Source organism: Bradyrhizobium sp. CB1717, from assembly GCF_029714325.1.
Classification (GTDB): domain Bacteria; phylum Pseudomonadota; class Alphaproteobacteria; order Rhizobiales; family Xanthobacteraceae; genus Bradyrhizobium.
On sequence record NZ_CP121666.1, the window covers coordinates 6,081,340 to 6,104,851 of the forward strand.

At 61.6% G+C, this 23,512-nt stretch carries 16 protein-coding genes and 1 pseudogene; 1 reads left to right on the forward strand and 16 read right to left on the reverse strand.

What is annotated here, in order from left to right; all coding sequences use genetic code 11:
- Positions 1-670: 670 nt before the first annotated feature.
- The 4 genes and pseudogenes from QA649_RS28885 to QA649_RS28900 form a co-directional block, all read right to left on the reverse strand.
- Complete coding sequence (locus QA649_RS28885; RefSeq protein ID WP_349254033.1) at positions 671-1,138, reverse strand: DUF1629 domain-containing protein; 468 nt, start codon at positions 1,136-1,138, stop codon at positions 671-673.
- 272 nt (positions 1,139-1,410) lie between these two features.
- Entirely contained in the window at positions 1,411-2,874 is a 1,464-nt protein-coding gene (locus tag QA649_RS28890; RefSeq protein WP_283020162.1) for an HlyD family type I secretion periplasmic adaptor subunit, read from the reverse strand.
- Positions 2,871-5,060: a type I secretion system permease/ATPase gene (locus QA649_RS28895; RefSeq protein ID WP_283020163.1), complete on the reverse strand. Its 2,190-nt coding sequence runs from the start codon at positions 5,058-5,060 to the stop codon at positions 2,871-2,873. Before QA649_RS28895 ends, QA649_RS28890 begins: the two co-directional genes overlap by 4 nt.
- 1,181 nt (positions 5,061-6,241) lie before the next feature.
- Positions 6,242-6,361: pseudogene (locus QA649_RS28900) on the reverse strand (branched-chain amino acid ABC transporter substrate-binding protein); the annotation flags it as partial.
- A 424-nt stretch (positions 6,362-6,785) separates the two neighbouring features.
- Here QA649_RS28900 and QA649_RS28905 point away from each other — a divergent pair.
- Entirely contained in the window at positions 6,786-12,662 is a 5,877-nt protein-coding gene (locus QA649_RS28905; RefSeq protein WP_283020165.1) for an AAA family ATPase, read from the forward strand.
- Between the two features lie 122 nt (positions 12,663-12,784).
- On the opposite strand, the gene dhaK is transcribed toward QA649_RS28905, so the two are convergent.
- The 12 genes from dhaK to QA649_RS28965 form a co-directional block, all read right to left on the reverse strand.
- Positions 12,785-13,768 carry a dihydroxyacetone kinase subunit DhaK gene (dhaK, locus tag QA649_RS28910; RefSeq protein ID WP_283020166.1) on the reverse strand — a complete coding sequence of 328 codons (984 nt, stop codon included), beginning with the start codon at positions 13,766-13,768 and terminating at the stop codon, positions 12,785-12,787.
- A 46-nt stretch (positions 13,769-13,814) separates the two neighbouring features.
- Positions 13,815-14,237 carry a hypothetical protein gene (locus QA649_RS28915; RefSeq protein ID WP_063710359.1) on the reverse strand — a complete coding sequence of 141 codons (423 nt, stop codon included), beginning with the start codon at positions 14,235-14,237 and terminating at the stop codon, positions 13,815-13,817.
- A complete protein-coding gene (gene ptsP, locus QA649_RS28920; RefSeq protein ID WP_283020167.1) occupies positions 14,230-15,849 on the reverse strand; it encodes a phosphoenolpyruvate--protein phosphotransferase in 1,620 nt (539 codons plus the stop codon). Before ptsP ends, QA649_RS28915 begins: the two co-directional genes overlap by 8 nt.
- Positions 15,850-15,853: 4 nt before the next feature.
- Positions 15,854-16,153: an HPr family phosphocarrier protein gene (locus QA649_RS28925; RefSeq protein WP_283020168.1), complete on the reverse strand. Its 300-nt coding sequence runs from the start codon at positions 16,151-16,153 to the stop codon at positions 15,854-15,856.
- Positions 16,154-16,184: 31 nt separating this feature from the next.
- Positions 16,185-16,577, reverse strand: a complete 393-nt coding sequence (gene dhaM, locus QA649_RS28930; protein ID WP_011086355.1) for a dihydroxyacetone kinase phosphoryl donor subunit DhaM — start codon at positions 16,575-16,577, stop codon at positions 16,185-16,187.
- Positions 16,574-17,197: a dihydroxyacetone kinase subunit DhaL gene (gene dhaL, locus QA649_RS28935; protein ID WP_283020169.1), complete on the reverse strand. Its 624-nt coding sequence runs from the start codon at positions 17,195-17,197 to the stop codon at positions 16,574-16,576. Before dhaL ends, dhaM begins: the two co-directional genes overlap by 4 nt.
- Positions 17,198-17,209: 12 nt before the next feature.
- Complete coding sequence (locus QA649_RS28940; protein WP_283020170.1) at positions 17,210-18,235, reverse strand: ABC transporter ATP-binding protein; 1,026 nt, start codon at positions 18,233-18,235, stop codon at positions 17,210-17,212.
- Positions 18,228-19,325: an ABC transporter ATP-binding protein gene (locus tag QA649_RS28945; protein WP_283020171.1), complete on the reverse strand. Its 1,098-nt coding sequence runs from the start codon at positions 19,323-19,325 to the stop codon at positions 18,228-18,230. The genes QA649_RS28940 and QA649_RS28945 overlap by 8 nt, the downstream gene beginning before the upstream one ends.
- Before the next feature lie 10 nt (positions 19,326-19,335).
- The gene (locus QA649_RS28950) at positions 19,336-19,536 is read right to left on the reverse strand and encodes a hypothetical protein (protein ID WP_283020172.1); all 201 of its coding nucleotides are present in this window, start codon (positions 19,534-19,536) and stop codon (positions 19,336-19,338) included.
- Positions 19,533-20,510, reverse strand: coding sequence for a carbohydrate ABC transporter permease (locus tag QA649_RS28955; RefSeq protein WP_283020173.1), 978 nt, complete (start codon positions 20,508-20,510; stop codon positions 19,533-19,535). The genes QA649_RS28950 and QA649_RS28955 overlap by 4 nt, the downstream gene beginning before the upstream one ends.
- A complete protein-coding gene (locus tag QA649_RS28960) occupies positions 20,507-21,430 on the reverse strand; it encodes a sugar ABC transporter permease (protein WP_283020174.1) in 924 nt (307 codons plus the stop codon). The genes QA649_RS28955 and QA649_RS28960 overlap by 4 nt, the downstream gene beginning before the upstream one ends.
- 203 nt (positions 21,431-21,633) lie before the next feature.
- Complete coding sequence (locus tag QA649_RS28965; RefSeq protein WP_283020175.1) at positions 21,634-22,953, reverse strand: extracellular solute-binding protein; 1,320 nt, start codon at positions 22,951-22,953, stop codon at positions 21,634-21,636.
- Between the last annotated feature and the right edge of the window lie 559 nt (positions 22,954-23,512).

Sequence of the window (23,512 nt, forward strand, 5' to 3'; positions counted from 1 at the left end):
AATTCTAGCAAGCGTCCCGGCAGCACCGTGTCGAGAATAAAGAAATCAGCCATCAGACTCTTCCCTTTGATCTAGTCGCAAGTCGTCGGAAAAAAATCCCGGAAGGATTTCCTGCCTGATTGCTTCGACGTCTGAGCACTACAGGCTTCAACGTTCTTGATCGTATAGGATGCCGTAGAGGAACCCTGAAAGCCGTTGGGTTGAAAGGCGACAATGTTGGGCTCTGGCCCGATTCTCTCTTGAGATCGAACCAGGTCAGAAACATCCGAATTAGGTGTGCAAGCTCGTGCGACTCGGTTTCGGGCAATAGATCGGGCGTCGGATAACGGCGAGCCATGTCAGAAATCCTGCCCATCAAATCAGGATTCGCCCTGATCGCTGCGAGGCAATCGACGATAAAGCTGAGTTTAGGCAAACGCCATTCCGACACAGGCATCATGAGAACCTCCTGCGAGTCTCCGCCTCTGGCCTTCTGTTCCTCTTCCAGGGCCCAGAGCTCCTCGAGCCAATCGAAATACTGGCCGCTTGCGTCAGTCCACGCCTTATATTTCTCAGTAATTTGGTAGGTCCACGCCCATTGCTCTCCGCGTTCGCTCTGCAAGTCATGCGAATTCAGCGATGGATACAAGGCTGCCGTGCTCAGCGCGAGGTGGATGCACTGTCAGCGTAGTCAGACCGCCTCCCCTTTTCCAAGCCCAATTCCGGTGAAGCGCTCGGCCTCAAGAGCAGCACCCAAGGCATCGGATAGAAAGGGTCCATAGAGGGGCAGAAACATATCGCTCCACGCGTGCTTGTCGCCGATCTGCGCGTTGTTGAAGACGAGCTTGGCCGCAGCGTTGACATCAATTCCGGGTGGGATTTCCTCCTTCCGCCTTACCAAGTCACGCGGTGGAACCCACATCCCTTTGGACAAAATCATCGTGATGTGCGCGCGATCGACACTGTCGAGCCGGTTGCAGGCAACGAAGAAGAAGCGCTTTGCAAGAATAGCTGCTTTCCGGTCGAGATAATCGACAGGCAGGAACTGATGGACGCCGGGTTCAAATTGCTCAACGATCTCGCGAAATCGCGGAGGAACCGCCAACAAGCCGCGCACTGTGTCCACATCCGGGACGGGAGCACTTTCCTGCCATTCCACCTTGGTTGGAACATGCTCGGTCAGGATGGGCCGACCTTGATGGGCCGGATAGGCCGAAGCGGTGTATTCAGATCGAAGCCGGCATCAGGGCTCTTATCCGCCACCTCGATCTTTGACACATCGCCATCGAGTGTCTGTGTGTTAGCGTAATGCCCTAGCGTCGGCTTCGATCCCAGATAGTACATTAACCACCTCTGCGTTCGCCGCCTTCCCCCGGCCGCATCATCTTCTGCAGCAGCGAACCGGGAAGACGCCGGGCGCGCGACCCTCGATCACCGCTCCCGCCCCGCTTCATCCAGCGACTGCGTGATTGGCGACAGCAGATATTGGATGATCCGCCGCTCGCCGGTCTTGATCTCGGCCTGCACGGAGAGGCCGGGGCCGAGCGTCTGCTGGCGGTCGCGGATTCGGATGCTGGTCTGCAACAGGCGGATGCGCGCGGCGTAGACGAGGCCGGGCTGGACCGGCCGGCCCTTGTCGTCGCGCTGCGGCTGCCCGTTCGATTGCGACAGGTCGATCGCATCGCGGCTGATGCTCTCGACGATCCCCGGCACCAGCCCGTAATCGGTGAAGGGAAAGGCCTCCAGCTTGACCCGGACCGGCTGCCCCTCGCGGACGAAGCCGATGTCCTTGTTGAGGACCTGGGCCTCGACCTCGATCTCGGCGCCGTCGGGAACGACGGTCATCAGAGGCTGGGCCGGCTGCACCACCCCACCGATCGTCGCGACTACGAGCTGCTGCACCGTTCCGGCGACCGGCGCGCGCAATGCCAGGAACTCGCGCCGCCGCGTGGTCTTGCGCAGATCTTCGGCCGCGAGTTGCGCCTTGTCGCGGGCCTGGACCATTTCGGTCACGGCGGTCTTGCCGAACGTCTCGCGCAGCTTGCGGATCTCGGCCTCGAGCGCCGTCATCGCGGCGCGCGCCCGCGCAGCATTGGCGAGCTGCACGTCGACGTTCTGAACGTGCTCGATGCGCTGCTGTTCGTATTCGAGCAGCCGCAGCCGCGCGAAATTGCCCTGTTCGGTGAGCTGCCGGCGCGCCTCGAGCGATTGATCGACGAGCGGGAGCGTGAGGCGCAGCTTGTTGATCTCGACCTCGGCCGAGGTCAGCTCGGCCGCGCGCTGCGCGATCTGCTGCTGCAGGCTCGCGACCTGCGCCTCGTATTCGGCGATGCTGGCGCGAACGAATTGCTCCTCCACCGCGGCGGAGGCGGCCGGCGTATCGTCCGGCGCGACGAAGCCGGTCGGCCGGCCGTCGAGATAGGCGAGCAGCGCAGCGTTGCGGGCCTGGATCAGCCTGGAGGCCTGCAGGTTCTGGCGCGCCTGCGCCTCGTCGGCGGTCGCGAGCGTCGGATCGAGCTCGACCAGAAGCTGCCCCTCCTCGACATGCTGGCCGTTGGCGACATGGATGGCGCGCACCGAGCCGATCTCCATCGGCTGGATGGTCTTGACCTTGCTCGACGGAATGATCTTCCCGCTCGCCACCGCCACGACGTCGACCGTGCCGATGACGGACCAGACCAGAGCGGCCGTGAAGAAGCCGCAGGTCATCAGCAGCAGCATGCGCAGCCCCGGGCTCGGCGGCTTCTCCATGATCTCGAGGGCGGCCGGCAGGAACTCGTGATCGGAGAGCGGCCGCCGGTTGCGGTCGGCCTCGTTCTGCATGCTCCAGCTCGCCCGCAGCACGGCCCAGTGCTTGGCGAGAGTCGGAAAGCGCTCGGCTACCCATGCCGTCAAGTGCTGCGCCCCATTTGCTTGGTATAGAGCTGGGCATAGCGACCGCCCGAGCGAAGCAGTGTCTCGTGATCTCCCGTTTCGGTGATCTCGCCGGCTTCGACCGTGACGATCCGGTCGCACTGGCGCACGGCGGAGAGGCGGTGCGCGATGATGATGACGGTGCGGCCGCGGGCGATGCCGGCCAGATTGTGCTGGATGATCTCCTCGCTCTCGGCGTCGAGCGCACTGGTCGCCTCGTCGAGGATCAGGATGCGCGGATTGCCGATCAGCGCCCTCGCGATCGCGAGGCGCTGGCGTTGCCCGCCCGAGAGATTGCCGCCCCGCTCGTCGATCACCGTGTCGTAGCCGTGCGAAAGCCCGAGGACGAAGTCGTGGGCGCCGGCGAGCTGAGCGGCGGCGATAACCCGCTCCATCGGCATCGTGGTGTCGGCCAGCGCAATGTTTTCGCGCACCGAGCGGTTGAACAGGATGTTTTCCTGCAGCACGACGCCGATCTGCCGACGCAGCCAAGCAGGGTCGACCAGCGCGAGATCGACGCCGTCGACCAGCACCCTGCCCTGCTCGGGAACGTAGAGGCGCTGCACCAGCTTGGTCAGCGTCGACTTGCCCGAGCCGGAGGGGCCGACGATGCCGATCATCTCGCCCGGCTGAATCGCGAGCGTGACGCCGCGCAAAGCCTCCGGCGCATCGGGACGATAGCGGAAACGAACCCGATCGAAGTTCACCGCGCCCTTGATCGGAGGAAGGCTCGCCCGGTTGGGATTGTGATCGGGCTCGGCCGGCGCGTTCAAGACGTCGCCGAGCCGGTCGACCGAGATGCGGACCTGCTGAAAGTCCTGCCAGAGCTGGGACAAGCGCAGGATCGGTTGCGCGACACGCCCGGAGAGCATGTTGAAGGCAACGAGCGATCCGACCGAGAGGTCGCCGGCGATGACCGCCTTGGCGCCGAAGAACAGGATCGCAACCGTGGTCAGCTTGGACACCAGCTGGATCAGATGGCTGCCCCAGTTCGCGAGCGTTGCGACCTGAAATCCGGTGCTGGTGTAGCCCGCGAACTGTTTCTCCCATTTCGCCCGCATCTGCGGCTCGACCGCCATCGCCTTCAGCGTGCCGATGCCCGTGACGCTTTCGACGAGGAAGGACTGGTTCTCCGCGCCACGCTTGAATTTCTCGTCGAGACGCGCGCGCAGCGGCGGCGTCACGATCACCGAGATCGCGACATAGAGCGGGATCGACAGCGTAACGATCAGGGTCAGCAACGGACTATAGGCGTACATGACGCCGAAGAAGACGATGGTGAAGAAGAGATCGATCACCACCGTGACGGCATTCGAGGTCAGGAACTCTCTGATACGATCGAGCTCGCGCACGCGGGCCACGCTGTCGCCGACGCGGCGCGCCTCGAAATACGACAGCGGCAGGTTGAGAAGATGCCGGAACAGCTGCGCCGAAAGCTCGCTGTCGACGCGATTGGTGGTGTGAGCAAACAGCCAGTTGCGCAGCGCCGACAAGCCGGTCTCGAAGATCAGCACCGCCGAAAGCCCGACCGCCAGCACGTCGAGCGTCGTCAGTGACTGATGGACCAGCACCTTGTCGATGACGAGCTGGAAGAAGATGGGTGAAATCAGTCCCATCAGTTGCAGGAAAAAGGACCCGATCAGCACGTCGCGCAGCGGCCCGCGGTATTTCACGAGAGCAGGAATGAACCAACTGATGTCGAAGGGGCGCGTCTCCCCCGCCATCAGCTCACGCGTCGTCATGAGCAGCAGCCGCCCGGCATATCGCTCGCCAAAATCGTCCGCCGACCACACTTCGGGACGTCCGCCATTGCCGCGCTGGATCAGGAAGCGCGATCCAGTCGGCTGTTGGTCAACCTTGAGCAGCACGACGGCCTCGCCGTCCTCCAGTTCGGCGAGCGCTGGCAATGGGACCTTGTGAAGCTCCTCGGGTGCCGCGGGCTTCACCTTGGCGACGATCTTCAGCCGCTTGGCGATCCGGGCGAGGTCTTCAAGCCGGTACCGCTCGCCCGGCGAGCCATGGTCATGAGCGATCTGGCCAGCGTCGGCCGGGACACCAAGGAATTTAGCTAGCAGAATGAAGGAAAGCAGCGACGCCGGAAGATCAGGATCAATGCCGCTCGCAATGTCTGCGGCCTCGTTAAGCGCTTTCGCAACTGCGATGGTCATGACCCAGACTTCACACCCAGCCAGAACAGTCGGGATCCCAACCGGGAACCATGATGCAGGACTTGCTTGGTCCCTCGGTCATTCATCGACACGCGCAGCAGATCGAGACAACAACTTAACCACGGATGACACAACTGCTTATATCTAACGTTGTTCAATGGGCAAGCCAAGCCTTCGTTCGTGGCTCCCGACGAAGGTCGAGGTCACCATATGATCGATCCCAGTGGCATGGTGGAGGCGCAGCAGAGCGAATACGCCCGGTCGGTCGGATGAGGGTTGCCCCGCGATTGGCGTTGAGGTCAGGAATATTCGCGGCGATTGAAGTAGCTTGCTTTAGCGATGGCGAGCGCGCCAGGGCTCGAACGTAGGAGTCGCTGATTAAGAGTCAGCTTGCTTATCCAAGTGCGCCGCGCCTCTGGTCAATGGGTCGTAGGCCCAAAGCGAATGTGCATCGAAAAATCGAAACTCCACATGACGACCTACCACTTCAGAGAGCTGTGTTCACGTTGGCTGCCGCGAGATTTTGTATGATCTCTCGCTGCTTTGGAAACATTGGTTGTGCTCAGCGGGCCCGCTGGGGCATTCACCTGTTCACGTTATCCGCATCGAGATCTTCTTTGATCTCCCGGGTGCTCACGTCGTGCACACGTCACCTTCTAACCGATTGAAAAGCTTGAACTCTCGTTCCAATCCATCATGGGGGCGACAGAAAAGCGATAATCCTGCGATTCCAATGATTTACCTCTAACCTCTCAATGGGATGAAGCACGGACGTGTGCACTCCAAACTAGACGAAATTGCACACGTTTCTACCCGTTTTGATCTCTCAGTACACGCGCGAACTCGCGCGCAGCCATCGGTGGACGTCTACGGCGGTACAGACACCCAACGTCGTCCGCCGGCAGCTTGGATGCCTTTGGTCGAAGCGCGAGGGCAGGCGTCAGACGAGGCGCCAACGGATCCGCCTTGGGATGAGCATCCGGTTCGATGCGGAGAATAGGCCTCCATTCTCCGCATACTCTGCGGCAGTTAACCTTGCCGAAGCGAGGCAACCGCCATATTCCCCGCAAAAGATGCGCACCGAAAGTGACAGCATTCGTCGCCATGTTGATGGAGGCGCACAAGTGGGAGGAAGCAGAGCCGCCCCCGTTGACGCCGGATGCGATCGACTGATTGCCAGGCTACTTCATCAACCTGAAGCGCCCTGCTTCCACCTTGATCAGAAACGCCGAGCGCTCGTCGTGGTCGTTGGGATCGGTTGCGCTCGTCGTGGACAGGCCGTTGTTCAGATACACCTCCTTGCGAGGTTGGCCGTCCGAGATGGACATCAAGTCCCTTACGCAGATGGACACCGTGATATCCATCGGGCGATCTCAACTGACTAGAGCCTATTTTCGGTCTGGCAGCATTACGCAGTCAAACCGAAGCGAAGTTCGGCACGACGTTGCATTGAAGATGCAACAAGCGATGTGCTGTCAGAGCTGACGTGCCACAGCGCGATCCAGCCCTCTTTCCGATAGCGCTAAGCGGGCATAAACCAATGATTGCGAGAAAACGTCTGCAGACGATCCGCGCCGCTTCTTCGCGGCGCTTTGGCAGCTCCAGCTTAGGCTGGGCACACCTGCCCGTTTGTGGCAGATTCAGAGCTTAGGAAAGCACCTCCTCACCCAGCATCGGGTCACTTGGAGGCTTCCGGTTGAACCCATCATTTTCGGTTCGACGCGCATGGACAACAGGTTCCAAGTGCTATGGGAGGACGATGCCCGCATCTTTTGCCGGGCTTTGTGTCCGGATTCCGATACCACCTGCAGAGCTGTATTGGCGGTACTTCCCAAGGCGAAGCACGCTTCGTCCGGCATCCTCGATCGGCTCGCTCACGAGTTCGAACTGAAGGACCAGCTGGATGGCGCGTGGGCAATGCGGCCGCTCGGGCTGGAGTACGACGGTGGTCACCCTGTTCTGCTGCTTGAGTATCCTGGCGGCCAGCCACTCGAGCAGTTGCTTGGTGCGCCCATGGACATCGAGCCCTTTTTGCGACTAGCAATCGAGATCGCGAGAGTCTTGAACAAGGTGCATCAGCGCGGCCTCGTTCACAAGGACGTTAAACCGGCGCATATACTGGTAAACTGCGACGACGGACGGATCCGGTTCACCGGTTTCGGTATCGCTTCGCGCCTGGTCCGGGAGCGACGCACGCCCGGGCCGCCCGAGTTCATCGTGGGCACGCTCCCTTACATGGCACCCGAACAGACCGGGTGGATGAACCGCTCGATCGATTTCCGTAGCGACCTCTACTCGCTTGGTGTGACGCTCTATCAAATGCTGACTGCCTCGCTACCGTTCACCGCGGCACATTCGATGGAGTGGGTACATTGCCATATCGCGCGAAAGCCCGTACCGCCCAGCGAGCGCCTGAGCACTGTACCGACTGCAATCTCGGCCGTAGTACTCAAGCTGCTCGCCAAGTCCGCGGAGGAACGTTATCAGAGCGCGCCGGGCCTTGAGCATGATCTATGCCGCTGCCTGCATGAATGGGAAACCGGACGTCGGATCGAAGACTTTGCACTCGGGCAATACGACACGCCCGACCGACTGCTGATCCCCGAAAAGCTCTATGGAAGAGACCGCGAGATTGAAATCCTGCTGGGCGCGTTCGACCGCATGCTCAAGAGCGGCGTGCCGGAATTGGTGCTGGTTTCCGGCTATTCCGGCGTCGGCAAGTCCTCAGTGGTCAATGAGCTCCATCATCGGCTTGTTCCGTCGCACGGACTGTTCGCATGGGGCAAGTTCGATCAGTACAAACGCGACATTCCGTATTCGATGCTGGTCGAGGCATTTCGGAGCCTCGCGAGGTCTCTTCTAAGCAAGAATGACGTCGAGCTCGCGAACTGGCGCCAAGCCTTTCAAAATGCGCTGGGCGCAAATGGCCAGCTTGTTGCCAACCTAATTCCTGAATTGCGGCTGATCATGGGAGAGCAGCCTCCCGTTCCTGATCTCCCGCCATCGCAGGCACAAAACCGCTTTCATCACGTACTGCGGCGCTTCATCGGGGTATTCGCACGTTCGGAACATCCGTTGGTACTTTTCCTCGACGATCTTCAATGGGTCGACGCCGCCACGTTGGATCTCATTGAGGATCTGTTGACCCGGACCGATCTGCAATACTTGATGCTGATCGGGTCCTTTCGAGACAACGAGGTTACCGCCGCCCATCCGTTACGGCGTCAGCTTGAAGCCATAGAGAACGCTGGTGCAAACCTACGACAGATCATCCTCGCGCCGCTTGCCGGCGAACACATTTCACACCTGATTTCTGATGCTCTAGGCTGCGATTTGCTGCATGCGGCGCCGCTCGCGCATTTGATCCACCATAAAACGGCCGGCAATCCATTCTTCGTGAATCAGTTCCTCCACGTACTCGCCGAAGAGGGCCTCGTCCGCTTTGATCATGACGCGAGGTGCTGGTGCTGGGATCTGGATCGCATTCACGCAAAGGGGCACACCGACAACGTCGTGGATTTGATGATCGCAAAGCTGGCACAGCTGCCGGCTGACACACAGAATACGCTGCGGGAGTTGGCCTGTCTCGGAAATTTCGCCGAAACCACGACACTCTCGGTCGTACTCGGGCTCTCCGAGCAGCAGGTTCATGCGGCGCTCTGGGAGGCGGTCCGCCAGGAATTGATCGAGCAACAGGCTGATGCCTACAGGTTTGTCCACGACCGCGTACAAGAAGCTTGCTATTCGCTGATCCCGGAGCATCAACGCGCGGCGCTCCATCTGCGAATCGGACGGCAATTGCTGGCGCAGACATTCGGGGAGAAGCGCGAGAAGGCGATCTTCGCACTCGTCAATCAGCTCAACCGCGGCGCGGCCTTGATCACCTCGCGAGATGAACGCGTGCAGCTTGCGGAGCTCAATCTGACAGCCAGCCTGCGCGCGCGGGCGTCGGCGGCCTACGCGGCATCGCTCAACTACGCCGTAACTGGTGCGGCATTGTTACCGTACGACTGTTGGGAGCGCTTCCAGCGGCTTGCCTTTTTACTCGAGCTGCATCGCGCCGAATGCGAGTTCGTGACCGGCGCTGTCGTTGAGGCGGAACAGCGCTTACACGACCTGACGACGCGAATCTCGAGTGCAACTGACCTTGCAGTCGTCGCACGCCGGCTGGTGGATTTGTATACCGCGCTAAGCAAGCCGGACCGCGCGGTTGGCGCCGGTCTCAGCTGTCTGGAGCAATTCGGGATTCGATGGTTGGCCCACCCAAGCGATGATCACGTCCGACAGGAATACGAGCGCGTCCGATCTCGCCTCGGAGACCGAGCCATCGAGGAGGTGTTGGATCTGCCGCTGATGACGGATCCGCTCGCACTGGCCTTGCTGGATCTTTTGACGGCCCTCATGCCGCCTGCATTCTTCACCGATACGAACCTTCGCTCGCTGGTGGTCATCAAAGCGGTGGATGTCAGCCTGGAGTGGGGGAACAACGATGCTTCCTGCGTTCCCTACGTCATGTTCGGCGCCATTGCCGGCGCGCGCTTCGACGACTATGAGGCGGGGCTTCGATTGAGCCGTATCGGCACTGAGCTGGTCGAGCGGCGCGGATTTTCGCTCGTTCAAGCGAGGACCTACCTGAACTATGGCAACCTTGTCCTTTCATGGACAAAGCCCCTCCAGCACGCGCGAGACGCGTTTCGACGCGCATTTGAGGCGGCGAGCAACAGTGGCGATATCACGTTCGCTGCCTTCAGCTGCGCCAGCCTGAACACAAATTTCCTTGCGGCGGGCGACCCGCTTGCAGACGCACAACGCGAAGCCGAGCACGGATTGCGGTTGACCGAGAAGGCGAAATTCGCGCTGATCGGCGACATCATAAAGCCGCAACTTGGGCTCATCCGGATGCTGCGTGGCTTGACGCGGCGGTTCGGCGCTCTTCACGACAACCAGTCCGACGAGCTTCGGTTCGAGCGGCATTTGGCTGCTGATCCGGCGCTCGCACTGCCTGAGAGCTGGTACTGGATACGCAAGCTGCAAGCGTGCTTCTTTGCCGGCGACTATGTGTCAGCCGCGGCCGCCGCAGCCAAGGCTCGGAGCCTACCGTGGTCATCACCTCAGCTATTCGAAACGGCGGAATACGAGTTCTATGCAGCACTGTCCCGCGCCGCATGCTGGGATTTGGCTCCCCCTGAAGAACAGCAAGGGCACTTTGAAGCGCTGACGGCCCACCAGCAGCAGCTCGAATTGTGGGCGCAGAATTGCCCTGAGAGCTTCACGAACCGCGCTGTACTCGCCGGCGCAGAAATCGCCCGCCTCCAAGGCAGAGAACTCGACGCGGAGCATCTCTATGAACAAGCCATCCGCTCCGCCCGCGGCAACGGCTTCGTCCACCACGAAGGACTCGCTTACGAAATGGCCGCCCGCTTTTACGGCATGCGTGGCTTCGAAGAGTTTGCTCGCATCTATCTGCAAAAAGCGCGCGATTGCTATGTTCGTTGGGGGGCGGACGGCAAAGTGCGGCAACTTGAGGATATCCATCCGCACCTCAAGGAGGTGAGATCAGAGCCTGGCCCCATGAGCACCATCGGGGCGCCGGTCGAGCATCTCGACCTCACTACCGTGATCAAGGTGTCTGAAGCGGTATCAGGCGAGATGGTCTTGGAAAAGCTCATCGAGACGCTGATGCACACGGCCATTGAACAAGCAGGCGCTGAACGGGGTCTGTTGATCCTGTCGCACGAGAACAACGAGCCGCGCATCGAGGCGGAAGCCACGACAACCGGCGAGAGAGTGACCGTCGAACTGTGCGAAGCAGCGGTGACCGAGGCTCTGGTCCCGGAATCCGTTCTCTATTACGTAATGCGGACCAGAGAGTGTGCTGTTCTCGAGGATGCCGCCTGCCAACCTCCTTTTGCTACGGACCCCTACCTTGGTCAGCGCAAGCCTCGTTCCATTCTTTGCTTGCCTCTGATCCACCATGGCAAGCTTATCGGGGTGCTCTACCTCGAGAATACACTGACGCCCCACGTTTTCGCACCCGCTAGAGTTGCTGTTCTAAAACTTCTCGCCTCACAAGCGGCAATCGCGCTGGAAAATGCGGCTCTGTATCGCGATGTCAGGGAACGCGAAGCGAAGATCCGCCGCCTTGTCGACGCCAACATCATTGGGATTATCATCTGGGAGCTTGAAGGTCCCATTCTGGAGGCCAACGACGCGTTTCTGCGCATCGTGGGGTACGACCGTGAGGATCTCGCCTCTGGTCGCCTGCTCTGGACTGCCCTGACACCGCCGGAATGGCTCGATCGGCACGAACGATGGTGGATCCCGGAACTCAAGAAGATGGGGAGCGTACAGCCGTTCGAGAAAGAGTATTTCCGTAAGGACGGAAGCCGCGTGCCGGTCTTGATTGGAATGGCTGCGTTCGACGAGCAACGGGACCAAGGTGTCTCCTTTGTCGTCGACCTGACGGAGCGTAAACGGTCCGAGGAGGCTCTGCGGGAGAGCGAAGAGCGTTTTCGTACTCTCGTACAGTTCTCTTTCGACGTGTACTGGGAATCAGATGCGGACCATCGCTTCATCCGCCAGGAGTTCGCCGAAACCGTTGCTGACGCTCCCGCGTCGGGCTCTGAACTTGGTAAAACGCGTTGGGAAGTGCCCTACTTGGAGCCCGACGAGGAGGCTTGGCGCATGCATCGGGAGACGCTCGATGCCCACCTGCCATTCCGTGACTTCGAGCTCGCGCGCCCTACGACAGACGGCCGCAAGCGCTACGTCTCCGTGTCCGGGATGCCGGTTTTCGACAAGTCCGGCCAGTTCATCGGCTATCGCGGCGTGGGACGTCACATCACCGAACAGAAGCGCGCCACGGAGGCCCTGCGCGAGATGCAGCGGGAGTTGGCGCATGCCAACCGCCTCGCCACCATGGGCGAACTCACGGCCTCGATCGCCCACGAAGTAAGCCAGCCGGTCGCCGCGGCATCCATGAATGCTGGTGCGGCCGCGCGGTTCCTTGATAGAGACCCGCCCGATCTCGAGAGGGTCAGGCAATCACTGGACTGGGTCATTAACGATACTGCGCTCGCCAGCGACATCATCCAGCGAATTCGCGATCTCATCAAGAAAGCACCGCCCCGGAAGGATAATTTGGATATCAACGAAGCCATCCGGGACGTGATTGAGCTTACCCGCGGCGAAGCGATGAAGAACGGCGTCTCGGTACAAGCGGAACTTGCAGACAGCTTACCGCTTGTGGAGGGCGATCGCGTCCAATTGCAGCAAGTGGTCCTTAATTTGATTGTCAATGCAGTCCAGGCAATGGGCACCGTGGCGGACGACGCCAGAAGGGTGCTTATCACCACCGGTGAGGTCGGCCCGGATCGTGTTCTTGTCGAGGTGCAGGACTCGGGACCGGGGTTGGCAGTGGAAACTCTCGAGCACGTCTTCACCCCCTTTTACACGACGAAGCCGAGCGGGCTCGGGCTAGGACTGTCCATCTGCCGTTCGATTATCGAAGCTCATGCCGGGCGCTTGTGGGTGACGCCTAACCTGCCCCGCGGAGCGACTTTTCACTTCACCGTGCCGGTCCGTCCCGCAGACGCTTCCTGATCATCCTCCTGCCCGTGAACACACCTTTCAAGGACACACCTCGGCATTGTCGCGGCGGATTTCGCCCGAGCCTTGCACTTCGCTTTGCCCTCTAGGCCAAGAGGGCACAAGGACGACCGCAATCACCATTTCAATGCCGCCGTGCGCACAGGATGGTCCCAGAGCGCCGTCGTTTCGGTATCGAGCAGGCTGACGGTGAGCGAGCACCCGGCCATGTCCAGCGAGGTGACGAAGCTTCCGACCAGCGAGCGAGCGATGCGCAAGCCGCGCTTCTCGAGCATCCGGCGCGCCGCGTTGTACATCAGATAGAGCTCGATCGTTGGCGTTCCGCCAAATCCGTTGACGAGCAGGAGGGCCTCGGCCCCGTCGCGCGCGTCGAGATCCTGCGCGATGGCCGTCGTCATCTCGTCCGCGATCACATCGGCTCGTTCCAGCTTGACGCGGCGACGACCCGGCTCGCCGTGAATGCCGACCCCCATCTCCATCTCATCCTCGCCGAGCGAAAAGGTCGGCGTGCCCGCCGCCGGGACCGTGCAACTCGTCAGCGCCACGCCCATCGAGCGTGTGCGCGCGTTGACGCGCTCGCCGAGCGCAACGCAGCCCTCGAGGTCAGCACCCTTTTCGGCGGCCGCGCCGACAACCTTTTCGACGATCAATGTGCCCGCCACGCCGCGACGCCCGATGCTGTGGGTCGAGCTCTCGACCGCGACGTCATCATCCGTCACGATCGTGGCCATACGGCCCTCAGCAATCTCGGCCGCCATCTCGAAGTTCATGCGATCTCCCGCATAGTTCTTGACGATGAACAGCACGCCGGCGTCCCCCGCAACCGCCTGAGCAGCCTCGACGATCTGGTCCGGCGTCGGCGAGGTAAAAACCTGTCCCGGGCAGGCGGCGTCGAGCATGCCATAGCCGACGAAACCGGCATGCAGCGGCTCATGCCCGCTGCCACCGCCCGACACGAGCGCGACCTTCCGGGGGCTTAGCTCGCGGCGTCGCACGAATTTCCGCTCCGGCCCGAGCGCGACGAGATCGGCATGCGCAGTCGCAAACCCGTCAAGGCTTTCCGCGAGCACGCCGTCGACCGAATTGATGAACTTCTTCATTGTCTCCTCCCCGCTTCCTGCCCTTTTTCCTTCTTGGCCTCGCGCCCTATTTTTCCCGCATGATAGCAATCAGGCGCCGCGCGAATTCCTGGAGCAGCGCATCGAGCTCGGCGTTCCGCTTGGCGCTACCGAGATCCGGCAAATGCAGAGTCAACGTCCGCTCGTGCGATCCTTCGGTCAGCCGGCCGACCCGGCGCGGATGTGCGCGCGCATAAGCGCGAAGAAAAGCGGCCTTCGCCTGCGGAGGGAAGTGGCAGACATCGAAGATCGTATTGAGATGCTGCACGGGAATCGGCACGGGATAAGCGGGATTGCTGATCTGGCTGACGAAGCTGCGATTCTTCCCCATGGCATGCGCAAGACGAAGCCGCATGCCGGACGGCCGGCTCTCAAGCACCTCCTTGAAGATGCGCTTGTAAATCGCCACAGCACCGGCTTCCGCCGGTTCATCGATTGCCGTGTCAGCCAAGGCCACCTCCGCCGCTCAGCCGGTCGATGGTCTGCTTGATCTGCGCAAGCGCCGACGCATTCACCGAAAGCTCGCGTAAGCCGCAGTTCAGCAATGCGGGGAGACAGCGCGGATCGCCAGCCATGTCGCCACACAGGCTGACACTGATCCCGGCGCGCCGCCCATGCTCGGCGGTCCGCGCGATCAGTTCGAGCACGGCCGGATGCAGCGGGTCCATCAAGGGGGCGAGCGCTCCATTGGAACGATCGCAGGCAAGGACATATTGCGCAAGATCGTTCGAGCCGATCGAGAAGAAGGCGGCTTTGAAGCTCACAATCGCCAGGGCCGCCGCCGGGACTTCGACCATGATTCCCAGCTCGGGAAGCATCGCGGCAATGCCCTCCGCCTGCAAGCGCTGCACGAGGTCGGAAAACAGCTTCCGTCCGGCCTCCAGCTCGTCCGCCGATGTGACCATCGGAAACATGACCTTGAGGTTTCCACGCACCGCGGCGCGCGCCAGCGCGCGGAGCTGAACGGCAAAGATCTCGGGGCGGGCCAGGCAAAGCCGCAAGCCGCGAACTCCGAGAAACGGATTGGCTTCGCCGTCCAGCGTGAAGCCGGCGATGGGCTTGTCGCCGCCCGCGTCAAAGGTACGAATAGTGACCGGGCGCCGGTCGGCCCAACGCAACACCGCATCGTAGGCCTGGAACTGCGTCTCCTCGTCGGGCAGGCCGCCCTGCTCCGTCAGCAGAAACTCGGTGCGCATGAGGCCGATGCCATCGGCATATTGCGCGTCGGCGTGCTCGAGATCGTCGACGCGCTGGATATTGATGAGCAGCTTGATCCGCTCGCCGCGCCATGATGCCGTCGGCCGTCGCAGAATCGCGCGCGCAGACGCCCTGCTCTTGCGATGGCTTTCGCGCCGCTTTTCGAACAGGCGGACCTGCTCGGCGCCGGGATCGAGTTCGAGCGTCGCGCCTTCACCATCGAGCAGCGCGGTCGCTCCGACGTCAGGAATGGCGCCGAGTTGCACGACCATGGGAATACCCCGCGCGCGCGCCAGCATCGCGACGTGGCTCGTGGGACTGCCACGCAAGAGCGCCAGACCACCGCCACCGGACCAGTCGATCTCAAGGAATCGCGAGGGCGGCAGATCGTCGGCGCAGACGACGGCACCGCTCGGAATTTCCAGCGCCTGCCCCCCATCGCCCCGCAAGATGTTGATCACGCGATCGCGCAGGTCCGCAAGGTCCGAAGAGCGCGCCTTCAAATACTCGTCCGCCGCTGAATTGTAATCCGCGATCTGCGTGTCGAGCGCCGAACGCCATGCGACGTCAGCCGCATCCCCCTCGCCGATCGACGCGAAAATGGCCTCGATGAAATCCTCGTCCTCCAGGAGCGCGACCTGGAATTCGAGAATTTGCGCCGCCTCGCCGCCGGCGATCCCGGCCAAATCCGCGATCTGCCCGCTTGCCGTGTCGATCGCGGCACGAAGGGCAAGCGCTTCTTCAGCGAGGTTACCCGCGACACGCTCGCCGTTCGTATCAGCGTCGACCCGGACGAACGGACCGTGGGCAAAGCCGATCGAGGCGGTTCTGCCGCGGTAGGTCAGTCCTGTCGCGCCAACCTGCATGCTGCTAAGTCCCGTCCGGAAAATCGCTTGCAATCAGATCGACCAGCGCGGCGACGGCGACCTCTGCGTCACTGCCTGACGCCCTGATCTCGATCGTGCTGCCGTGCGCCGCGCGCATCGCCATGATCTTGGCGACGCTCTTGGCGTTGATCCACTCGGCCGCGCCTGCGACCCGCACGGAAATCTGGGCCTGGAATTTCTTGGCAAGCTTAGTCAGCTTGACCGCCGGGCGCGCGTGCATTCCCACTGCGTGCACCAGCCGCACACTGCCGGTGAAACTCTGTCCGTCCGCTTTGTCCAGCATACCTTTATTCCATCTTCGCTTCGCCGACGTCTCAGTCGGCAGAGAGTTCCTCGGCCACGGCCTTCACCTGGGCCAATGAGCTGCCGCCTGCCGCCTCGGTCGCCGCCATCACGGCCCCCTCGACGATCGGTGCGTTGCATACGACAACGAGATCGCGCCGCGCGGGCTCCAGCATCTCGACCGCCATTTCGCTGTTGGTTTCGGCCCCGCCGAGGTCGACGAGGATCGCGACACCCTTGGCGGACCAAGCATCATTGATGGCGTCGATGATCAGGGAGACGCTGGTGCCCAATCCACCATCGGGATTGCCGCCGCAGAACGCCACCTTGACCTCGCTACCGACCATCTGCCTCACCATGTCGGCGGTGCCCTTGGCGATGTCCTTCGAATGCGAGACGATCACGATACCCACAGTGTCGGTCATTGCTGTCCCTCCAGGCTCGCGCAGACCGCCTGCACGAGAACGCAACTCGAACGTGCCCCGGGATCAACATGCCCGACGCTGCGCGGTCCCAGGAACGACGCCCGCCCCTTGGTGGCCTGCATCGGCGCAGTCCGCTCGACAGCTTCGGCTGCAATTGTCCGGACCCGCGCGATCAGGTCAGGTTGGCCGGCGGCCGTCTTCAGCGTCTCCAGGACGGGAACGAGAACGTCGAGCATCGTCTTCTCGCCGGCCTGCGAGCGGCCCCGTGCGCTCACCGCGTTCACGCCGCTGCCGAAGACGTCAGCGAGATCGTCCGGCAAGTGCCTGTCGTGCGAGAGCGCTTCGCCGGCGGCAAGAAAGAAACTGCCGTAAAGCGGCCCCGACGCGCCGCCGACCGTCATCACCAGCGTCTTGCCGATCGTCTTCAGCGCCTCGTCGAGCGGTTGCGTGGAGATGGCATCGAGCTTGCCGAGCACGGCCTCGAAGCCGCGTTTCATGTTTATTCCGTGGTCGCCGTCGCCGATCGCCTGATCCAGCGTCGTGAGCTCCGGCGCGCTGGCGATGACCTGCTCTGCGGCCACCTTGACCAACGACTTGAACGTTTCGGGTTGCAGCGACATCGAGTTGATCCTCTAGTGCATCATCGCGGGGATACGTTGCCCCGCGCGGTCGAAACAGAGCGGATGGACCAGGTGCAGTTCGACCTCCTGGCCGGACTGAAGCGGCTGACGCGGATCCGCAAGCGTCACCAACATCTCGCCCTTATAATCCAGGTGAACGTGATTCTGCTCACCCAGGTGCTCCACGCGGTGCACCCGGCCGACCATCCGTCCGCCATTGCGCGCGGCGATTTGCAGATGCTCGGTTCGGATGCCGACCGTCTCCGTTCCCGGCGGCACCGGCACGTCGGACAACAGATGGGCCGGAAGGAAGTTGATCTGGGGCGTGCCGAGGCGCGAGGCGACATAGCTGCTCGACGGGCTTTCGTAGATCTCCCGCGGCGTGCCGCACTGAAGAAGCTGGCCGTCCCTGATCACGCCGATCCGGGAGGCCATTGTCATGGCCTCGACCTGATCGTGGGTCACGTAGAGAATAGTTGCGCCAAGCTCGAGCTGGATCCGCTTGAGCTCAAGACGAAGCTCCGCTCGGAGCTTCGCATCCAGCGACGACAGCGGCTCGTCCATCAGGTAGATCGAGGGATCGCGAACCAGCGCGCGGCCGATGGCCACCCGCTGCATTTCGCCGCCCGACAGGCGGGTTGCACGGTTGTTCAGCTTGCTTGCGATATGCAAAAGCTCCGCCGTCTGCTCGACGCGCTTGCGGATAATTGGCTCCGACACGCGCCGCGCGGGGGAGCGCAACGGAAACGCCAGATTGTCATAAACCGTGAGGTGCGGATACAACGAATATTGCTGGAAGACAAAGGCTATATCGCGTGATCCTGGCGGATCGTGCGTCACATCGCGGCCGTCGATCATGACCGAGCCGGCGTCGGGGGTCTCGAGCCCGGTGATCAGCCGCAACGTCGTGGTTTTGCCGGCTCCGCTCGGCCCGAGCAGGACCAGGAATTCTCCATCATTCACTGCCAGCGAGAGTTCGCGCACGGCCTCGACCGCTTCGAAACGCTTGCTGATGTTGCGCAGAACTACGTCAGCCACGACGCGCACTCCCCAAACTGGCGGTTCGAACAGCGAGGCCGCTGGCAACATCGAACAGCGCCAGCCTCTCGGAGTGGAATTCAAGACCCACCGTCTCGCCGATCCGCACCGACGCGCTGGAGGGCAGCCGCGCCGCAACGCGTCCATGCGCCGTGTCGACGGTGACGATCTGCGTGGTGCCGAGATATTCGGCGCCGAACACCTCGCCGCGGACGGGTGCCGCGTCGGCAAAGCGAATGTGCTCGGGACGTATCCCGAGCGCCAGCGGTGCGCTCGCACGATCCTCGCGGATCTCTGGGACTTCGACGCTGACGCTATGAAAGGCAACAGCCCGATCCCCCAACCGCAGGCCGCTTTCAAACCGCAAGAAATTCATCGGTGGCGAGCCGATGAAATCGGCTACGAACATGCTGGCGGGCCGGTCATAGACCTCTTGCGGCGAGCCGATCTGCTCGACGCGTCCCTTGTTCATGACGGCGATCTGATCCGCCATCGACATCGCCTCGAGCTGGTCGTGCGTCACATAGACGGTGGTCGCACCGATGCGATCGTGCAAATCGCGAAGCTCGCCGCACATCAGGTGCCGAAACTCGGCATCGAGCGCCCCGAGCGGCTCATCCATCAGGAAGGCCTTCGGCCGTCTCACCATAGCGCGGCCAAGCGCGACGCGCTGCCGGTCGCCGCCCGACAGTTTCGAAGTCTTGCTCGACAGGAGATGCTCGATCCGCAGCAGCCGCGCGGTTTCCTGCACACGCTCGCGAATCTCTCTCCGCCCCATGCCCTGGCACTTCAGGGGAAAGACGATATTGCCCGCGACATTCATGTGCGGATAGAGCGCAAAGAGCTGGAACACGAAGGCGATATCGCGGGCAGCGGCACGGCGAAAGGTCACGTCCTCGCCGTCGAGCAGGATCTTGCCCTCGGTCGGCAGTTCGAGGCCCGCGATCATGCGCAGCGTGGTGGTCTTGCCGCAGCCGGAGGGCCCGAGCATCGCGAAAAAGGTGCCGTCGTCGATGGTGAAGTTCGAACCTTCAACGGCTGTGAACTGATCGAACGACTTGCGGAGGTTTTCGACGCGGATTTGTGCCATGGCTGCCGTCCTATTCCGGAAAATGGCTAACAATGACATAGCCAACCGTGCCGGCAAGGATCGTCACAAAGGAATAGCTGTACAGATCGATCGACCAAGGCTGCACCAGCATGACGATGCCGCCCCCGATCAGGGTCATCGCGCCGGCCTCCCAGGGCCCACGAAGGAACCAGCGAGACATTCCGCTTTTGCCAACCGCAGAGCCGTTCATTTGCGCACAGCTCCGAAGGTGATGCCACGCAGCAGGTGCTTGCGCAACAACACGGTGAACAGGACGATCGGGACGACGAACAGCGTGGTCGCGGCGGCGACGGCCGGCCAGTCCTGTCCGCCTTCGCCGATGATGAAGGGGATGAAGGGTGGCATGGTCTGGGCTTCACCACTGGTAAGGAGAACCGCGAAGGCATACTCGTTCCAGGAGAAGATCAGGCAGAAGATCGCAGTTGCCGCAATACCGGTCACCGCCTGCGGCAGCACCACCTTGCGCAGCGCCTGCAATCGCGTGTAGCCGTCAACGAGGGCCGCCTCCTCATACTCGCGCGGGATCTCGTCGATGAACCCCTTGAGCAGCCAGACCGCGAGCGAGACGTTCACGGCGGTGTAGAGCAGGATCATGCCGAGCCTGGTGTCGGTCAGGTTGAGCTGCCGGTACATCAGATAGATCGGGATGGCCACCGCAACGGGCGGCATCATGCGCGTCGAGAGAATGAAGAACAGGAGGTCGTCGGCCAGGGGAATGCGGAAGCGCGAGAAAGCGTAGGCCGCGAGCGTTCCAAGAAAGACGGCCAGGAAGGTCGAGCCGAACCCGATGATCAGCGAGTTGACGAAACGCGGCACAACCTTCGACGGTCCGGCAATGACCATGTCCCGCTGTCGCACGAGCTTGTCGTACCACGTCTCTGGCGGCGGCAGTTTTGCGATGAAGTCCGGCGTCTGCCGCGTGCGCACCGTGAACAGGTTCACATAGCCTTCGAGGGTCGGCTCGAACAGCACCTTGGGCGGATAGGCAATCGCATCGCTCTGCGACTTGAACGCCGTGGCGACGATCCAGAGCAGCGGCAGGATCGTGATCACGGCATAGAGGATAACGAGACCACCGGCGACCGCCTTCGAACGCGGCGAAGCCTCGACGATGGAGTGAGCGGTGGACTTGGCGAGGGCAGATTTGGCGACGGCAGCGGTCATCGTTGCTTCACCTTGTTGAGCGCTTTGACATAGATGTTGGCGGCACCGAACACGGTCACGAACAGGATGATGGCGAGCGCGGAGGAATAGCCGGTGCGCCATTTCTCGAACGCCGCACGCTTCAGCGTGATCGATACGAGCTCCGTGGTCGAGCCCGGTCCTCCCGACGTCAGGAGGTTGACCATGTCGAACATCTTGAAGTTCTCGATCGCGCGGAACAGCACCGCGAGCATCAGGAACGGCACGGTCATCGGCAGCGTGATCGACCAGAATTGCCGCCAGGCCGAGGCGCGGTCGACTTCGGCCGCCTCGTAGATGTAATCGGGAATGGAGCGAAGCCCGGCGAGGCAGATCAGCATCACATAGGGGGCCCACATCCAGGTGTCGACGAGCACGATGGTCCAAGGTGCGAGCGAGACCTGCCCGGTCATGCTGAACGAACTCGGCGGCACCCCCGTGAACAGGCTGATCAGGGAGTTGAACGGCCCGATTTGCGGCTGTAACAGCAGCGTCCAGAAGTTGCCGACGACCGCCGGCGACAGCATCATCGGCAGCAGAATGATCGTGGTCCAGAAACTGTGGCCGCGAAACTGGCGGTTGATCAACAGCGCCAAGCCATACCCGATGACCACCTGTAACGCCACCGACCAGATCACGAATTGCGCTGTGGTCTGGAGCCGGAACCAAACATCCTCGTCGGTAAGGATGTCGCGGAAATTATCGAGCCCGACGAACCGCAACGGCAGATAGGACATGCTGAGGTTGAGGCTGGTGAAGGACAGCCGGATCATCCACACCAGCGGAAAGATGTTGATCGCCAGCAACAGCGCGATCGTCGGCGCAACGAACAGCCAGGCGATGGTCCGGTCCGACAGGCCGCGGACGCGCCGCGTGGCGCGAGATCTGGCGGGCTCGCTCATACCTGCAATCGTAGCATCATCAGGTTGAAGGATCGTCGTCATCTGGTCCATCGGCTGGCTGGTTCGGCTTCCCCGGGATACACCCGGGGAAACCGGTTCAGTTGATACGAGCGCCGGGTCTAAAGCGCTATGAACGCGCTTTAGCTTTATTGTTTGAGCACGATCTTTTCGGAAAACCGCTGCACACTTTTCCGGATCATGCTCTATTGCGACGCGACCTGCTTGCCCTGCTCCTTGAAGACCTTGGTCCAATCCTTGACCAGCAGATCGAGCGCCTGCTGCGCCGTGCCCTTGTCGGCAACGACGTAGTCATGCACTCGCTTCTGCATGTCGAGCAGCAGTTGCGCGTAGGACGGCTCGGCCCAGAAGTCCTTGACGATACCCATCGACTCCAGGAATTGCGGTGCGAACGCCGCGCTCTTCGGGAAGTCGGGTGCGTCGACAACCGCCTTCAGCGCCGAATAGCCGCCGAGCTGCCACCACTTCTGCTGCACGGCGGGCTGCGCGAACCACTTGATGTAGGCGAGCGCGTCGTCCTTGCGATCGGAGGTCGCCACCACCGAGATGCCCTGCCCGCCGAGCTGGGTGAAGTGTCCGTTCGGGCCCGCCGGATTGACAAAGAAGCCGATCTTGTCGCCGCCGACATTCGGATCCTTGTAGAGGCCCGGGAAGAAGGCGAACCAGTTCATCTGCATCGCCACCTGGCCGGACTTGAAGGCATCGAGCCCCTCTTGCATGTAGGCGTTGGTCATACCGGGCGCCGTGCAGCACTTGTAGAGCTCCTTGTAGAACTCCAGCCCCTTGGCAGCTTCCGGTGAATTGACGACGCCCTGCATCTGGTACGGCTTCTTCGGATTGTCGTAGCTGAAGCCATAATTGTAGAGCACGTTCGTCACGCCCATGGTGATGCCCTCCGAGCCGCGCTCGGTGAAGATGTAGGCGCCATAGACCTTCTTGCCGTCGATCTCGCGGCCCTGGAAGAACTCCGCGATCTGCTTCAGCTCGTCATAGGTTTTCGGCGGCGCTAGGTCTCGGCCGTATTTTGCCTTGAATGCGGACTGAATCTCGGGCCGCGAGAACCAATCCTTGCGGTAGGTCCAGCCTACCGCGTCGGCCATGGCCGGCAGCGCCCAATAGTTCGGCGAGTTCTTCGGCCACTGCGAATAGCCGACGACCGTCGCCGGGACGAAGTCGTCCATCGATATCTTCTCCTTGTCGAAGAAGTCGTTGAGCTTGACGTACCACTTGTTCTCGGCGGCGCCGCCGATCCACTGGCTATCGCCGATGATCAGGTCGCAGAGCTTGCCGTGGGAGTTGAGCTCGTTGAGGAAGCGATCGGCATAGCTCGTCCACGGGACGAACTCGTATTTCATCTCAATGCCGGACTGCTTGGTAAAGTCCTTGCCGAGCTCGACCAGCGCATTGGCCGGATCCCACGCCGCCCAGCACAGCGTAAGCTGCTTGCCCTGAGCTGCGGCTTCGCCTCCGCCAAATATCCCCAGCAGCGCTGTCCCGAGGACCATGGTTGCCGTCGAGCTCCTTAGCCAATTGAATGTCCGCATATCTGTTTCCTCTCTCGTTGAAGCATCTAACCCGCTCGGCGCTCCCTGTCGGAACGACGCCAAGATCCTGAAACCGAGTTTGAGGAGCGATGAGTGGAGAACGAGACGGACCATTTCCGGAAACAGGTCCGGAAGGGCTTGGGCTCCTCCCACACATCGGCTCGATGCGTGATGTTTAGCTTTTTTGTAATACTAAACGTATTACTAAATTTTGGAAGCCGTCAAGCCGGTTTGTCGCTAGCTAGGCGAAAAGATTTGCGCGTTCGCGCGCGTAAGCGGAATGTTCGCAGCGCAGCAAATTTCCTAACTTTTCGGAAGATTCGATCGCCGATCTGGCGCCGCGAGCAATCTAAGCCCGCCTGGATAACCGGCGAGCCAGAAGCTGGCCAACGCCAAGCATGTTTAGCAAATGGCTTTACTGAACGTTCAACGAAGCTCGGATCCCAGCCGCTCGACAGCCACGCACACCAGTTTTCTCGATCGCACCAACGGCGATGATATCCGAACCGTCCCGCAAGAT